We start from the raw sequence: 14548 nt of genomic DNA, 5'->3' as shown, positions 1-14548 counted from the left end.
TTAGACCAGTTCCACCTGGGAGAGGTCCCCGAGGATGAGCCGGTGGGCCCGGGGAAGGCCGGGGCGGCTTTTCACCTGGGCCCCCACCCCTAGGATGCTCTCCTGCAGGCGCAAGGCCACGTCCTCGAGGACGGCGTAATCCTCCAGGAGGGAGTACTCCACCTCCGAGCGCACCACCCGCACCCCCGGTCCCAAGGAGGTGAAGGGTCCCACGTAGGCCTCCTCCACCACCGCCCCCTCCCCGATGAAGGCGGGGCCGATCACCGTGCTCTTCACCACCTTGGCCCCCCTTTCCACCACCACCCGCCCCGTGAGCTGACTCGCCTCCACCTCCCCCTCCACACGGGGGGAAAGCTCCTCCAAAAGGAGGCGGTTGGCGTCCAGGAGGTCGGTGGGGCGGCCGGTGTCCTTCCACCAGCCCTCCACCTCCACCCCCACCACCCTTTTCCCCCGGTCGATGAGCCCCTGGATGGCGTCGGTGATCTCGTACTCCCCTCGAGCCGAGGGCTTAAGGCCCTCGAGGCTTTCCCAAATCTCCGGGCCCAAGACGTAGACCCCGGCCACCGCCAGGTCCGAGGGGGGGGTTGGGGGCTTTTCCAGGAGGCGGACGATCCGGTCTCCTTCCATCACCGCCACGCCGAACTGCCGCGGGTTTTCCACCCGCACCAAGGCCAAGACGGCGCTCACCCCTTCCCCGAAGGCCTTTAGGAAGCGGCCGATGCCCCTCTGGAAGAGGTTGTCCCCCAGGTAGAGCACAAAGGGGCTCGTCCCTAAAAACGCCCGGGCCACGGACACGGCGTGGGCCAGGCCCTGGGGCTCCTCCTGGAGGATGTAGCGCACCGGGTAGCTGGCCAGGGCTTCGCGGAGGTCCTTTTCCGTCTCCGGGGAGACCACCACCCCGATCTCCTCCACCCCGGCGGCCAAGAGGTTGTCCACGGCGTAGTGGATGATGGGCCGCCCTGCCACCCGGATCACCGGCTTGGGCCGGGTGTGGGTGAGGGGGCGAAGCCGGGTGCCGCGGCCTGCGGCCAGGATGAGTCCCTTCATGCCCGGGAGTATACCCCGTACAATAAGGGGGGAGATGTCCAACGCCCTCACCCGGGTGGCCTACGCCTACGACCGCCTCCGGGCCTACCCGCCCGAGGTGGCGGGGCGGATCGCCACCGCCCTGAGCCACGCCCTCTTGACCCGGGAGGAGCCGGTCCTCCTGGAGCTCGGCGTGGGCACGGGGCGCATCGCCCTCCCCCTCATCGCCCGGGGCTACCGCTACATCGCCCTGGACGCCGACCCCGCCATGCTGGAGGTTTTCCGGCAAAAGGCGGCCGGGGTCATGCGCAAGGTGCGCCTTCTCCTTGCGGATGCCCGGGAGGTTCCCCTGCCCGACGAGAGCGTCCACGCCGTGATCGTGGTCCACCTGTGGCACCTCCTCCCCGACTGGCCCAGGGCCCTGGCCGAGGCCTTGCGGGTCCTGAAGCCGGGGGGGGTCCTCCTGGAGGGGTGGGACCGGGTGGAGGCCGAGGCCGAGTGCCGCCTCCAGGAGAGGTGGCAGGCCCTGGTGGCCGAGGAGGGCTTCCCCGTGGTCCGGGGGACCCACAGCCAGCGGCTAAAGGAGGTGGAGGAGGCCTTGCGGCGGCTTGGCCTCAGGCCTAGGACCCGGGAGGTGGTGGCCTGGCGGGAGGAGCGCACCCCCCGAGAGGCCCTCGAGGCCCTTCAGGAAAGGCTTTACTCCTTCACCCGCGCCGTGCCCCAGGAGGTCCACGAGAGGGCCATGTCCAGGCTCTGGGCCTGGGCCGAGGCCGAGTTCGGCGACCTGGACCGCCCCTTCCCGGTGGAAAAGCGCTTTTTCCTGCGCACCTCCCGCCTTTCCTGAGGATGAGGAAGCTCTATGTCCGCACCCCAAAAGAAGGCCTGGTGAACATCACCCGGGCGGTGGAAGAGACCCTAGGAGGGCACACGGGCCTGGTCTACCTCTTCGTGCCCCACACCACCTGCGGCCTTACCGTGCAGGAGGGGGCCGACCCCGAGGTGGCCCACGACCTCTTGGCGCGGCTTGCGGAGCTCGCTCCCCGCTTCCATCCCCAGGACCGCCACGCCGAGGGCAACACCCACGCCCACCTGAAAAGCCTCCTCACCGGGGTGTTCCTCCTCTTGCCGGCGGAGGGAGGGCGCCTGGTCCTCGGGAGGTGGCAGCAGGTTTTCCTGGCGGAGTACGACGGCCCTAGGGAGCGGGAGGTCTGGGTGCGCCTCCTCTAGACCCAGCGCACCTCCTGGACGCTTTTAACCCCCTTCAGGGCCTCCGCCAGGGCTTCCCGCTCCCCGTCTTTCACCGTGAGGCGGAGGCGGATCCGGGCCAGGGGGCCCAGGATGCGGGTCTCGGAACCCAGGGCGCTTTTCCCCGCCTCGGCCACCACCTGCATCACGTCCCGGAGGAGCCCGGCCCGGTCCTGGGCCAGGACCTCCAGGGTGGCCACCTTGCCCCCCACCCCCTCCCAGTAGGCCCCGATGACCCGGTCGGCCTCGGGGCCCTGGAGGAGGCGGCGGAGGTTGGGGCAGTCCGCCTTGTGCACCGTTACCCCCCGGCCCCGGGTGACGAAGCCCAGGATGCTGTCCCCCTTCATGGGCTCGCAGCAGGAAGCCAGGCGGATGGGGGCCTCGAGGTCCTGCTCCAGGCGGATGCCCCACTGGTTTTGGGGGGTGGCCTTGGGCTTTTCCGGCTTGAGGAGGGCCTTGGGGTAGAGCTTTTCCGCCACCTGCCGCGGGGTGATGCGGTTCAGGGCCAAGGCCAGGTAGAGCTCCTCGGGGGAAGGGGTGAGGCCCAGGCGCTTGGCCGCCTCCTCCAGCTGGCTTTCCGCGGGCCTTTGGAGACCCTTGCGCTTGAGGTAGCGCTCCAAGAGTTTCTGGCCCCTTTCCAGAGTCTCTTGGCGCTCCTGGGCGCGGAAATACTGGCGGATCTTGCTCTTGGCGCTCCGGGTCTTGGCGAACTCCAGCCAGCCCTTGGAGGGGTGGGCGTTCTTGGCGGTGAGGATCTCCACGATCTCCCCGTTCTGGAGCTCATAGGAGAGGGGGACGATGCGCCCGTTGACCTTGGCCCCCACCATGTGGTGCCCCACCTCGGTGTGGATGTGGTAGGCGAAGTCCACGGGGGTGGCCCCCTTGGGGAGGTTGATGATCCGGCCCTTGGGGGTGAAGACGAAGACCCTCCCCCCGAGGAGGTCCCGGGTCACCGCCTCCACGAACTCCCGGGAGCTAGAGAACTCCTGTTGCCACTCCTGGATGTTCTTGAGCCAGGAGACCCGCCTTTTGACCTCCTCGGGGTCGGTGAGGCCTTCCTTGTAGAGCCAGTGGGCGGCGATGCCGTACTCCGCTACCCGGTGCATCTTCTGGGTGCGGATCTGCACCTCCAGGGGCAGGCCTTCCAGGGCGATGACCGTGGTGTGTAGGCTCTGGTAGCCGTTGGGCTTGGGCACGGCGATGTAGTCCTTTACCCGGCCGGGGATGGGCTGCCAGAGGGCGTGGACCAGGCCCAGGACGTGGTAGCAGACCTGCTTTTCCCTCACCTCTTCTTCCTTGGGGCTCGGCTTGGGGTCCAGGACCACCCGCACCGCCAGGAGGTCGTAGATCTGCTCCAGGGCCTTGCCCTCCCGCTCCATCTTCTTCCAAATGGAGTAGAGGTGCTTGGGGCGCCCCGTGACCTCAAAGCCCCTGAGCTGGGCCTGCAAGAGCTCGTCCCGCCTCAGGGCCTCCTCCAGGATGGCCGTGGCCCGGCGCACCAGGCGCTCCCGGGCCTCCTGGGTCTCCTGTAGGCGAAGGAGGAGCCCCTGGTAGGCCTCCGGGTAGAGGTAGCGGAAGGAAAGGTCCTCCAGCTCCCACTTGATCTGGCCCATCCCCAGGCGGTGGGCCAGGGGGGCGTAGATCTCCAGGGTCTCCTGGGCGATGCGCCTTTGCTTCTCGGGGGGCATGTGCTCCAGGGTGCGGAGGTTGTGCAGGCGGTCCGCCAGCTTGACGATGATGATGCGCACGTCCTCCGCCATGGCGATGAACATCTGGCGGAGGTCCTCGGCCCTCTTCTCCTCGCCCTCGAGGTTGGCCAGCTTGTAGAGCTTGCTGACCTTGGTCTCCCCCTCCACCAGGCGGCGCACGGTGGGGCCGAAACGCCGTTCCAACTCCTCCCCCGAGACCCCGCAGTCCTCCATGGTGTCGTGGAGGAGGCCTGCGGCCAGGGTGTCGGCGTCCATGTGCAAGGAGGCCAGGATCTCCGCCACGGCCACGGGGTGGGTGATGTAGGGCTCCCCGCTTCTTCGTAGCTGGCCCCGGTGGGCCTCCTCGGCGAAAAGGTACGCCTTATGGACCCTTTCCCGCTCCTCGGGGGAGAGGTAGGAGAGGCGCGCCGCCAGGTTTTCCCAAAGGGCTTCGCGGACGACCACTACCTTTAGTGTAGCACCCGCCCAAGCCCTTCAGGAGAGCTCTAGGAGGAAAGCCGAGAGGACCGACCGTTCCAGGAGGGCCACCAGGGTCTTCCCCTTAAGGGGGGCGAGGACCAGGGCCTTTCCCCCGAAGACCAGGGCCGCGGGACCCCGCCTTTGGGCGAGGGCCTCGTCCAGGCGGTCCAGGGCCTCCTTGAGCCGGAGGAGGGGCTCTTTGGGGAGGGATAGACCCCCTCCTTCCAGATAGGCCAACGCCTCCACCCCGGGCAAGCGGAGCCGCTCCAGGTCCTGGGGGGTGCTCCCGTCCAGGACCTCCAGGAGGGCTTCCAGGTCCGCCCCCCGGAGCTCCCGGAGCACGGACTTGGCCGCCTCCGCCTCCTTCTCCAGCTCCCTCAGGAGGGCTTCCGCCTGGGCCAGGGTGCTTTCCACCTGGAGAAGCCCTTTGGGCCCGAGACGGGGAAGCTTCTCCTTGGCGCTTTCCAGCACGGAAAGGAGGGGCTTGAGGCGGCGGGCGGTCTCGCTCTGGAAGCCCTGGAGGCGGGCGTGGGTCTGGAAAAAGGCGGTGAGGCGGGTGAGGAGCTCCTCCCGCTTGGCTTCCAGCCGCCGCTTCAGGGCCTGGAGGGCCCGGGCGATGGGGGCGGGGTTGGGCTCGGGCTTGGCCTTTTCCTCCTCGATGGCCTTTAGGAGGCTTTCCCCCCCGAAGCCCCGGAAGCGCTCCGCCAGGCCCTGAAGGCGGGCGAGCTCTTCCAGGGCCATCTGCTTGGCCCGGGCCCTGGCCTCCCCCAGGGCCTTCCGCAGGGCCTCGAGGGCCTGCAGGCTCCCCTCTTGCAGGGCCCTTTCCGCCTCGGCCCAAAGCCCCTCCAGGCCCAGGGCCAGGGCCTCCTCCCTCAGGGCCTCCAGGTCCTGGGCCGCTTCCGCCAGCTTGGCCTTTAGGGCGGCTTCCTCCCCTTGGGCCTTGAGGAGGGCGGCGTAGCGGGCCTTGAGCTCGGGAAGCCTTTCGGGAAGGGCTTCCGGCGGAAGCCCCTGGAGCTCTTGCAGGAGGGGGAGGAAGGCTTCGCCTTTCCCCTCCAGCTCCCGCAAGAGGGCCCGCCGCTCTTCCCCCAGGTGCCTGGCCTCCTCCTCCCGGCGCCTCGCTTCCTCCTCCAGGCGCCGGAGCTCCCCTTCCAGGGGAAGGAGGTCGGGGAGGCCTCCCTCCCTCAGGGTCTCCTCCGCCAGCCCCAGGGCGTTTTCCAGGGGGGCCTTGGCCGCCTGGGGAAGGGGAAGGCTCCGGAGGGCCTCGGAGAGCTGGATGAGCCTGGCCCGCCTTTCCGCCCTCAGGTTGGCCTCGGCTTCCTGGAAGGCCTTCTCCAGGAGGAGGAGCTTTTCCCCGGCGGGGGTTCCCGCCTCCAGGAGGGCTTCCACCTCGGAAAGGAGGGGGCTTACCGTGGCCCGCTCCAGGAGGGGGGCGTAGCGGGAGAGGAGCCCTTCCAGCTTCCGCCGTTCCTCCTCCACCTCCAGGGCCTGGAGGCGCTTGGCCGCCTCCTCGGGGAGGGCCTGGAGGTCTATGACCAGCTCCCCTTCCAGATCCCCCGCCTCCTCCACGGTGAGGAGGGCCTCCGTGGGGTGCTTGGGGGCCTCCTCCGCCGTTTCAAAGACGATCTCCGGCAGGGTGGGGGCCCGGGCCACGCTGGACTCCAGGAGCTTGCGCAGGTCCAGGGCCAGCTTCCTGGCCCGCTCCACCTCCGCCTGGGCCAGGAGGCCTTCGGCCTGGGCTTGGCGCACCATCTCCACCAGGCTTTCCAGCCTGCGCACCTTGGGCCCGCCCAGGTGCCGGACCCTTTCCAGGCTTTCCTCCAGGTAGGCCAGGTCCTTGGCCTGGCGCAAGAGGGCCTCCTCCAGCTTCTCCTCCAGGGCCTCCAAAAGTTCCTGGGCCTCGCGGAAGAGCCTGGGATCGGGTTCCTGGCGGAGGCGGTTTAGAAGGGCCCGGAAGCGGGCCACCTCGGGCCAGTCCAGGTAGAGGCCGAAGCGCTTGAGGGCCTCTTCCAGGGCCTCGAGGCCGGGGGCTTCCTCCTTTATACGGGCCAAGACCTCCTCCACCACCCGCCTGGCCTCCCCTGGGCTCAGACGGGCTTGGAGCTCGCGGAAGACGAGGCCCTTGAGCAGGGTCTCCCCGTCCTTGGGGGTGAGCTCGGAGGGGCGCTTGCCCAGGCGTTTCAGCCCCTCGTCCAGCACCGCGTGGGCCCGGGGCCCCAGATGGGGGCGGAGGGCCTCTAGGATCTCCCCGTGGATGTCCCGCATCCCCTTTAGCCTACCCCCTTTCCAGCCGGAGCGCCTCCCCCAGGTAGAGCTTGAGGTGGGGGTAGGGGATCTCTATGCCCTCCTGGTCCAGGCGGTTCTTGATGCGTCGGCGGAACTCCCGGGCCACGGCCCACTGCTCTGCGGGCTTGGTGCTGAAGAGGACCCGGATGACCACGGCGGAGTCGGCCAGGCTCTGCACCCCCAAGACCTCCGGGGCGTCGGCGAAGCGCTCCCGCCAGAGGGGGTCCTGGTGGAAGCGCTCCGCCTCGTCCCGGAAGACCGCCAAGACCCGGTCCAGGTCCTCCTTGTAGGCCACCCCCACGTCCACCACCGCCCGGCTCCACTCCTGGGTGAGGACGGTCACCTGGCGCACCTCGGAGTTGGGAATGAAGTGCACCCTCCCTTCCAGGTCCCGGAGCACCGTGAGCCTTAGGGTGAAGCGTTCCACCTGCCCTCCCACCCCGCCTATCTGGACGATGTCCCCCACCCCGTACTGGTCCTCCAGGAGGATGAAAAAGCCGTTGATAAAGTCCCGGAGGAGGTTTTGCGCGGCGAAGCTCAGGGCAAGCCCCGCCACCCCCGCCCCGGCCAGGAGGGTGGTGACGTTCAGGCCCAGGTTGGAGAGGAGCAAAAGCCCCCCGAGGAGGAGGACCGCTCCTTTGAGCACCGACTCGGACACCACCTTGAGGGTGCGCCGCCGCACGGCCTCCCGGGTGTGGACCCCCTCGGGGGAGGGGAGCCCTTGGAGGAGGATGGGGATGAGGCGGTAGCCCAGGAAGGTGAGGGCCAGGATGGATAGGGCGGCAAGCCCCCTTTTTCCCAGCCAGGAGGCGATTCCCTTCCCCCAGGAGCGGAAGGGCTCGTGGGGCAGGCCCAGGGCGTGGACCAGGTAGCTTCCCAGGAGGAGGAGGACCACCCCCCACCAGAGGAAGCCCAGGGCGCGGAAGAAGCGGTCGTCCCTTTCCGTGGGGGTGAGGCGGCCCAAGGCGGTGAAGAGCCTGGCCCCGTACCGGCCCAGAAACCAGGCCACCAAAAGGGCGAGGAGCGCTTGGAGCCAAGGCGCCATGGGGGCACTATACCCAAAGGCTCCCGGCCTTATAGTGAAGGGCATGGAAGGCCACCTGCCTGAGCCCACCCACACCCTCGAGGGCTGGCACCTCCTCCACGACTTCCGCCGTGTGGACTTTCCCCGGTGGCTCTCTACCCCTGTGGAGGAGCGCCGGGAGGTTTGGGAGGAGCTTAAGGGGATGCTTTCCGCCTGGGAGCGGGTGGAGGCCGAGGGGAGGGGCTCCTTCGGCGTCTATCAGGTCATTACCCAGAAGGCGGACCTCCTCTTCCTAAACCTGCGGGAAAGCCTAGACGCCCTTTTGGAGGTGGAGGAGCGCCTGAATAAAAGCCGCCTCGCCGCTTTCCTGCGCCCGGCTTACGGCTTTTACTCCGTGGTGGAGCTGGGGAGCCAAGAGAAACCCCTGGACCCCGAGTCCCCCTACGTCAAGCCCCGCCTCACCCCCAAGGTTCCCAAGGAGGGGTATGTGTGCTTCTACCCCATGAACAAAAGGCGCCAGGGGGGGGACAACTGGTACATGCTTCCCGCCAAGGAGCGGGCCCGGCTCATGAAGGCCCACGGGGAAACGGGGAGGAAGTACCAAGGCAAGGTCCTGCAGGTCATCAGCGGGGCCCAGGGCCTGGACGACTGGGAGTGGGGGGTGGACCTCTTCAGCCAAGACCCCGTCCAGTTCAAGAAGATCGTCTACGAGATGCGCTTTGACAAGGTCTCGGCGCGCTACGGCGAGTTCGGGCCTTTCTTCGTGGGCAAGTACCTGGACGAGGAAGCCCTCTCCCGCTTCCTGGGCGTAAGCTAGGGGCATGGAGCGTTTCTGGGCCCTTGGGCTTTTCCGCCTCCTCCCCGAGTTCCGGCGCCTCGAGGCCGAGCACCAGGAGCACCTGAAGGAGGAGCTTTCCCTTCTCCTTTCCCGCTGGCGGGCCAAGGGGGGGTTTCTTTCCGCCTACAGCCTGGTGGGCCTTTCCGCCGAGGCGGACCTCCTCCTCTGGCAGGGAGCGGAGGACCTGAAGGCCCTTCAGGGCCTGCGCCGGGAGATGCACCGGGCCCGGATGCTGGGCTTCTTGGAACCCGTGGGCCTCTTCCTAGACCGGGGGGAAGGGGAGCCCGGGGGAGGGGCTTTGGCCCTCTTCCCCTACGGCCTGGAGGCCTCTCCTTCTGGGGGGACCCGCCTCTTGGCGGGAGGGCGGGTGGTCCTGCTGGAGGGCCCCCTGGAGGTCCTCTTTCCCTTGGCCGTGGCGGAGGGGGGGTATCTGGGGGTGCCTCGAGGCTTCCGGGAGGCCCTGGACGACCTGGGCTAAGTACCCCGCCGCCGGGGCCCCAAAAGAGCCTTAGCCTTCGTTCGGGCACCTCATGCCGCGAAACCGAAGCGGGGGCACTTAGGGGCGGTTGTCCCTTGCGAAGGGCCCGGAAGCCCCCCTACCCTGAGGGGCATGAAGGCCAGGTTCTGGCGGCCCAAAGGGGAGGGGGCCCGTGCCCTCCGGGATAAGGGCCCTCCCCGCCACCCTCGCGCCCGGCTGGTCCTGGCCCTCGTGAGGGCCCTACGGGACCTAAAGGGAGGCCCATAAGGCCAGGGCGAGGAAGCCCAGGGCCCCAAGCCCCAGGGTGAGGAGGGCGGCCTTCCGGGTCTTGGGGAGGACCACCCCCAAAAGAAGCCCCGTGAGGCTCACCAAGGCCAGGAAGAGGGCGGAGAGGTCCAGGAAGACCTTCCAGCTTCCCCTGGTGTCCCTTCCCTTGTGCAGGTCATTGAGGACGGCCACCAGGCCGTGTTCCGTCACCACCATGCGGTAGGCCCCCGTCTTGGGGTCCACCTGGGCATCGGCGGCGTAGCCGGGGGCGCGGAAGGAGACCCAGGCCTCCCCACCGCTTTCCCCGTGGTCCGCCACCCGTCCCCTAAGGCCCAAAGCCCTCAGGTCCTCCGCCAGGCGGAGCCAGTCCAGGGCCTTCCCCTCGAGGTAAGGGGCGCCGGGAAGGGTCCCGGAGAGCTTTTTCGGGGCTCCTTCCCCAAACCACTCCGGGTGGTTCAGGGTGAGGCCGGTGACGGCGAAGAAGAGGAGGGCGAGGAAGGCGAGGAGGGAGAGGTAGAGGTGGAGGGTGCGGCTTAGGATGTAAAGCCGGCTCCGCCAGGGGTGGGCCCTGGGCCTAGGCTTTTCGGCCGTAGTCAAGGACCACCTCCTGAAGCTCCCCCTTTAGGGGGTAGGCCCGCTGGAAGGGCTTCTCCAGTAGCTCCACCTTTTCCCGAAAAAGCTCGTAGGGCCCGTGCTCCCGGGCGTACTCCACGCAGACGTAGTAGACGCCCTGGGCCACGGCCTTTCCCCTTTCGTCCTTGCCGTCCCAGGCCACGGTGTACCGCCCCGGGGGGCGGGTGGGGCCGGAGAGGGTGCGCATGGTGGCCACGTCCCCCAAAAGGTAGTAGCGCTTCAAGGCGTCCCACCACCTTTCCCCCTTGCTGGGCATGAGGAAGAGGCCCAGGGTCCTCACCAGGTTCCCCCCCGCGTCCTCCACGTAGGCCGCCACGTAGGGGGCCCGGTAGCGGAACCCCCCGCCCTGGTAGGCGAAGGTGACCTGGAGCTGGAACCCCTGGGGCCAGGGCTTCCCCGCCTGCCCCCGGGCGAGGCCCAGGGCCAAGGCGCCCGAGACCATCCTGAGAAACCTTCTCCGGCTGTAGTAACGCTTGAGCATTCTTCCCTCCCTATGGGCCTTCCACGGGACCTTTGGGGCCGAAGACGACCCCTTTGGCGCCGAAGGGGCCGAGCAGGGACCAGGCCGCCTCCCCCAGGACGAAGAGGGCCTTGGCCAGGCCGTCTGCGAGAAGCGCGGAAGGAGCCAGCACCGTGGCCTGGAGGCCGGAGGCGGGCTTCCCGGTGCGGGGGTCCAGGAGGTGGCTTCCCCGGTGGCGCACCCCGCTGGTGGCCACCCCTCCTTCCTCCAGGAGGAGGCGGAAGGCGGGGCGGGCGTTGTCGGGACCCAGGGGGTCCTCCACCAGGACCTCGGCCTTCCCGGGGCCCCTCCGGGCGAGGTCCCCGCCGAGGTTCACCAAAGCGGCCCTGGCCCCCGCCCTAAGGGCCGCCTCGGCGGCCTTGTCGGCGATGTAGCCCTTGGCCAGGCCGTCCAGGTCCAGGGGAGCCAGGACCTCCACCTCCTCGCCCATGAAGCGGAAGGCCTCCCCGCCGTGGGCGGGCGCGGGGTGGAAGGCCCCACCCGTGGCCTCTTGCAGGGTCAAGGCCGCGGCGAGGACCTCCCGCATCTCGGGGCTTGGGCGGCCGCCCCCCTGGCGCACGAGGCGGGTGAGCTCGCTCTCCCGGCGGCGGCTGAAGACCCCTTCCAAACGTTCCACCTCCCGCAACGCCGCCCCGAAGGCCCTCCGGGCCCACCAGGGAGGGGCGAGGAGCTGCACCTCCAGGAAGCTTCCCAAAACCCCTTCCCACCTGGCCCCGTACCGGCCCATGCCCAGGAGGATAAGGCCGGGCGGTTAGGTGGCCGTTAATACCACCCCATGCTGGCCTAAGGGGCCCCGTCTCCACGGGTTTACGCCCATAACCCGGCCCTAACCGCCTCCGGGCATACTGAAGGGGTGCAGGTGCTCCTTCTGGAGGACGAGCCCCGGCTGGGCCAGGCGGTGGCCCGGGCCCTCGCCGCCCAGGGCTACGGGGTGCGCTGGGCCAAGGGCTTGGAGGAGGCCCGGGAGGCCTTCCTGGAGCTGGAGCCCGACCTCATGGTCCTGGACGTGCGCCTCCCCGAGGACCCGGACGGGGGCTTCCGCTTCGCAGAGGAGGCGCGGGAAGCGGGCTACAAGGGGCCCATCCTCTTCCTCACCGCCCGGGACGCCCTCGAGGACCGCGTCCAGGGCCTGGACCTGGGCGGGGACGACTACCTGGTGAAGCCCTTCCACCTGGAGGAGCTTTTGGCCCGGGTGCGGGCGCTTCTCCGCCGGGCCTCGGAGGTGAAGGCCTCCCGGGCGCGTCTAGGACCCTTGGAGGTGGACCTGGCGGGGCGGGGGGTCTACGTGGCGGGCAGGCGGGTGGACCTTTCCCTGAAGGAGTTCTCTCTCCTGGAAACCCTCCTCCTCCACCCGGGCCGGGTCTTCGCCCCCGAGGAGCTCGCCGAGCGGGTCTTCGGCGACCCGGAAAAGGTGGGGGCGGTGAAGGTCTACGTCCACTACCTCCGGCAGAAGCTCTTCCCGGAGGTGGTGCGCACCGTGCCCGGGGGGTACCGGCTTGGGGATGAGCCTTAGGACGCGGCTCGCCCTCTTCTTCGCCCTGGCCATCGGGTTCGCCCTCTTCTTCCAGGGGGCCTTGAGCTACGTGGCCTTCAAGGGGCTCCTGGAGGCCGACCTGGACCGCTCCCTTCTCTTCTACGCCCGTGCCCTCGCCGAGGGCCGGCCTGGCCCACGGGGCGAGTTCGCCTTCCGCTTGGTCCAAGGCGGGGCGGAGACCCAAAGCCCCAACTTCCCCGACCTCTCCCCCCCTGGCCCGGGGCGGTACTGGAAGGAGGGGTGGCGGGTCTGGGTGCTGGAGGTGCCGGGAGGCACCCTGACCGTGGCCCGCTACGAGCCGGAGGCCTCCTTGGCCCTCACCCGCTTCCGTCTGGCCCTTTTCGGGGTGGGGGCGGTCCTCACCCTGCTCTTCTCCCTCCTGGCCTCCCGTTTGGCCGGGGTGGCCTTGAGGCCCCTTTCCCGCCTCACGGAGGTGGCGCGGCGGGTGGCCGACTCCCAGGACCTCTCCCACCGGGTGCCCCCCGAGGGCGGCGGGGAGCTCAGAACCCTGGCCGAGGCCTTCAACCACATGCTGGAGCGCCTTCAGGCCTTCTTAGAGCGGGAAAAGCGCTTCACCCGGGACGCCGCCCACGAGCTCAGGACCCCTGTGGCGGCGGCCTTGGCCCAGCTGGAAGCGGCGGAAGCGGGCTACCTGTCCGAGGGCGAGGCCCTTCAGGCGACGAAGGAGGAACTCCTCCGCATGAAGCGGCTGGTGGAGGCCCTTCTCCTTCTCGCCCGGGAGGGGCGGGTGGAGCGGCTGGACCTGGACCTGGCCGCCCTGGCCCGGGAGGCGGCGGCGGGCTTCGGGGTGCCCTACCGGGGCCCGGAGACCTTTCCTTACCGGGGGAACCCCCTCCTCCTCGCCCAGGCCCTGCGGAACCTCCTCAGAAACGCGCTCCTCCACGGGGAGGGCAAGGGGGTGGAGGTGAGGCTGGCTACGCAGGGGGACACCCTCCTTTTGGAGGTAAAAGACGAGGGCCCGGGCATGCCCGAGGAGGCCCTAAAGGCGGCGGGAAGGCCCTTTTTTAGGGCCTCGGCGAAGCCCGGGGAAGGGCTTGGCCTTTCCGTGGTGGGCAAGGTGGCCGAGGTCCACGGGGGGAGGTTGGAGCTCCTTCCCCATGCCCCTTCCGGCCTGGTGGCCCGGCTGGTCCTGCCCCCTTTTAGCGAAGGCGCTTCAGGGCCTCCTTGATGAGCTCCTGGGCCTTGGCCTTGGGGTTTTGGCGCAAGAGGTCCAGGACCACCGCCCGGGCCTGCCCTTCCTTGAACCCCAGGGCGGCGAGGGCCATCACCGCCTCCAGGGCGGCCTCGCTCTCCACCTTCTCCCCGGTGAGAAGGTGGGGGGGCACCTTCCCCTTGAGCTCCAGGGCCATCCTTTCGGCGAGCCTTTTCCCCACCCCGCTTGCCGAGGTGAGGAGCCTCAGGTCCCCCTCCGCCAAGGCCCGGGCGAGGAGCCTCGGGGGGAGGGCGGAGAGGAGGGCGAGGGCCACCTTGGGCCCCACCCCGCTCACCGAGAGGAGGAGTTCAAAAAGGGCGAGGTTCTCCTCGTCGGGGAAGCCGTAGAGGGAAAGCCCCTCCTCCTTGAGGAGGAGGTGGGTGTGGACCCCCACCTCCTTTCCCTCCTCCAGGGCCTGGAGGAAGGGCGTGGGAGCCTGGAGGAAGAACCCCACTCCTCCGGCGAGAAGGACGAAGCCGCCCGCCTCCTTCTTGAGGACCTGGCCCCGGAGGTAGCGGATCATCGGCCCTGGAAGCGGGGCGGGCGCTTCTCCCGGAAGGCCTTAACCCCCTCCTCGTGGTCCTGGGTCCTCCCCGCCTCCCCTTGCAGGACGGCCTCGAGGGCCAAGGCCTCGGTGAGGGAGAGGCGGTAGGTCTCCAAAAGGAGCTTCTTGGTGAGGGCGTAGGCCCGGGTGGGGCCTTGGGCGAGTTCTTTGGCCAGGGAGAGGGCCTCCTCCAAAAGCCCTTCCGCGGGCACCACCTTGTGCACGAGCCCCAGGGCCAAGGCCTCCTCGGCGGAGAGCCTAGGGGAGAGAAGGAGGAGCTCCTGGGCCTTGGCCAGGCCCACCAGGCGGGGGAGGAGGAAGCTCATCCCCGAGTCCGGAACCAGGCCGATCTTGGTGAAGGCCGTGGTGAAGCTCGCCCCCGCGGCGGCGAGGCGCAGGTCACCCCAGAGGGCGAGGCTCATCCCTGCGCCCGCCGCCACCCCGTTCACCGCCACCACCAGGGGCTTCTCCAGACCCGCCATGGCCTCCACCACCCGGTTGTAGCGGCGGAGGTGGGCCTCGTAGTCGGGCTTTTGGTCGCCGAACTCCGTGAGGTCCTGCCCGGCGGAGAAGGCCCTTCCGGTTCCCGTGAGGAGGAGGGCGCGCACCGCTTGGTCCTCCTCCCCCTCCTTGAGGGCGGTGTAAAGGGCGTCTAAGAGCTCGCCGGTGAGGGCGTTGAGCTTCTCGGGCCGGTGAAGGGTGAGAACCAGGACCCCGTCTTGGCGTTCCTTGAGGATCATGGCCCCATTGTAAAGGGGAGCGCACCTACACCGGT

At 69.2% G+C, this 14548-nt stretch carries 15 protein-coding genes; 6 read left to right on the top strand and 9 right to left on the bottom strand.

What is annotated here, in order from left to right:
- The gene (locus ACY5J6_RS11050; RefSeq protein ID WP_462845189.1) at positions 1 to 1047 is read right to left on the bottom strand and encodes a glucose-1-phosphate thymidylyltransferase; all 1047 of its coding nucleotides are present in this window, start codon (positions 1045 to 1047) and stop codon (positions 1 to 3) included.
- A 34-nt stretch (positions 1048 to 1081) separates the two neighbouring features.
- Here ACY5J6_RS11050 and ACY5J6_RS11045 point away from each other — a divergent pair, with 34 nt between their 5' ends.
- Entirely contained in the window at positions 1082 to 1870 is a 789-nt protein-coding gene (locus tag ACY5J6_RS11045) for a class I SAM-dependent methyltransferase (protein ID WP_462845187.1), read from the top strand.
- A 2-nt stretch (positions 1871 to 1872) separates the two neighbouring features.
- On the top strand, positions 1873 to 2253 hold the full coding sequence (locus ACY5J6_RS11040) for a secondary thiamine-phosphate synthase enzyme YjbQ (RefSeq protein ID WP_462845185.1): 381 nt from the start codon (positions 1873 to 1875) through the stop codon (positions 2251 to 2253).
- Here the strand turns inward: ACY5J6_RS11040 and ACY5J6_RS11035 are convergent.
- Genes ACY5J6_RS11035 through ACY5J6_RS11025 form a run of 3 tightly spaced genes read right to left on the bottom strand, consistent with a single transcriptional unit; the run spans position 2250 to position 7767 of the window.
- Positions 2250 to 4424 carry a RelA/SpoT family protein gene (locus tag ACY5J6_RS11035; RefSeq protein ID WP_462845183.1) on the bottom strand — a complete coding sequence of 725 codons (2175 nt, stop codon included), beginning with the start codon at positions 4422 to 4424 and terminating at the stop codon, positions 2250 to 2252. The two genes, ACY5J6_RS11040 and ACY5J6_RS11035, sit on opposite strands and share 4 nt — an antisense overlap.
- Positions 4425 to 4454: 30 nt before the next feature.
- Entirely contained in the window at positions 4455 to 6701 is a 2247-nt protein-coding gene (locus ACY5J6_RS11030) for a hypothetical protein (RefSeq protein WP_462845181.1), read from the bottom strand.
- Between the two features lie 10 nt (positions 6702 to 6711).
- Positions 6712 to 7767 (bottom strand): mechanosensitive ion channel family protein, encoded by a 1056-nt coding sequence (locus ACY5J6_RS11025; RefSeq protein WP_462845179.1) that lies wholly within the window; start codon positions 7765 to 7767, stop codon positions 6712 to 6714.
- Positions 7768 to 7810: 43 nt separating this feature from the next.
- On the opposite strand from ACY5J6_RS11025, the gene hemQ reads away from it, so the two are divergent.
- Together hemQ and ACY5J6_RS11015 are read left to right on the top strand one after the other, a co-directional pair.
- On the top strand, positions 7811 to 8563 hold the full coding sequence (gene hemQ / locus ACY5J6_RS11020; RefSeq protein ID WP_462845177.1) for a hydrogen peroxide-dependent heme synthase: 753 nt from the start codon (positions 7811 to 7813) through the stop codon (positions 8561 to 8563).
- 4 nt (positions 8564 to 8567) lie between these two features.
- Positions 8568 to 9062, top strand: coding sequence for a chlorite dismutase family protein (locus ACY5J6_RS11015; RefSeq protein WP_054638138.1), 495 nt, complete (start codon positions 8568 to 8570; stop codon positions 9060 to 9062).
- A 249-nt stretch (positions 9063 to 9311) separates the two neighbouring features.
- Here ACY5J6_RS11015 and ACY5J6_RS11010 read toward each other — a convergent pair whose 3' ends face one another.
- Genes ACY5J6_RS11010 through ACY5J6_RS11000 form a run of 3 tightly spaced genes read right to left on the bottom strand, consistent with a single transcriptional unit; the run spans position 9312 to position 11209 of the window.
- Positions 9312 to 9926: a PepSY-associated TM helix domain-containing protein gene (locus ACY5J6_RS11010; protein ID WP_462845175.1), complete on the bottom strand. Its 615-nt coding sequence runs from the start codon at positions 9924 to 9926 to the stop codon at positions 9312 to 9314.
- On the bottom strand, positions 9904 to 10443 hold the full coding sequence (locus ACY5J6_RS11005) for a DUF2271 domain-containing protein (protein ID WP_462845173.1): 540 nt from the start codon (positions 10441 to 10443) through the stop codon (positions 9904 to 9906). Before ACY5J6_RS11005 ends, ACY5J6_RS11010 begins: the two co-directional genes overlap by 23 nt.
- Positions 10444 to 10453: 10 nt before the next feature.
- A complete protein-coding gene (locus tag ACY5J6_RS11000) occupies positions 10454 to 11209 on the bottom strand; it encodes an FAD:protein FMN transferase (RefSeq protein WP_462845171.1) in 756 nt (251 codons plus the stop codon).
- 126 nt (positions 11210 to 11335) lie between these two features.
- Here ACY5J6_RS11000 and ACY5J6_RS10995 point away from each other — a divergent pair, with 126 nt between their 5' ends.
- Together ACY5J6_RS10995 and ACY5J6_RS10990 are read left to right on the top strand one after the other, a co-directional pair.
- Positions 11336 to 11995: a response regulator transcription factor gene (locus ACY5J6_RS10995; RefSeq protein WP_462845169.1), complete on the top strand. Its 660-nt coding sequence runs from the start codon at positions 11336 to 11338 to the stop codon at positions 11993 to 11995.
- Positions 11985 to 13205 carry an ATP-binding protein gene (locus ACY5J6_RS10990; RefSeq protein WP_462845167.1) on the top strand — a complete coding sequence of 407 codons (1221 nt, stop codon included), beginning with the start codon at positions 11985 to 11987 and terminating at the stop codon, positions 13203 to 13205. Before ACY5J6_RS10995 ends, ACY5J6_RS10990 begins: the two co-directional genes overlap by 11 nt.
- Here the strand turns inward: ACY5J6_RS10990 and ruvA are convergent.
- Positions 13177 to 13752, bottom strand: a complete 576-nt coding sequence (gene ruvA, locus ACY5J6_RS10985; RefSeq protein ID WP_462845165.1) for a Holliday junction branch migration protein RuvA — start codon at positions 13750 to 13752, stop codon at positions 13177 to 13179. The genes ACY5J6_RS10990 and ruvA overlap by 29 nt on opposite strands.
- A complete protein-coding gene (locus tag ACY5J6_RS10980) occupies positions 13749 to 14513 on the bottom strand; it encodes an enoyl-CoA hydratase/isomerase family protein (RefSeq protein ID WP_462845163.1) in 765 nt (254 codons plus the stop codon). The genes ruvA and ACY5J6_RS10980 overlap by 4 nt, the downstream gene beginning before the upstream one ends.
- Positions 14514 to 14548: the final 35 nt, after the last annotated feature.

Source organism: Thermus sp. H19.2, from assembly GCF_054979525.1.
This window is presented reverse-complemented; position numbering and strand designations above follow the sequence as displayed.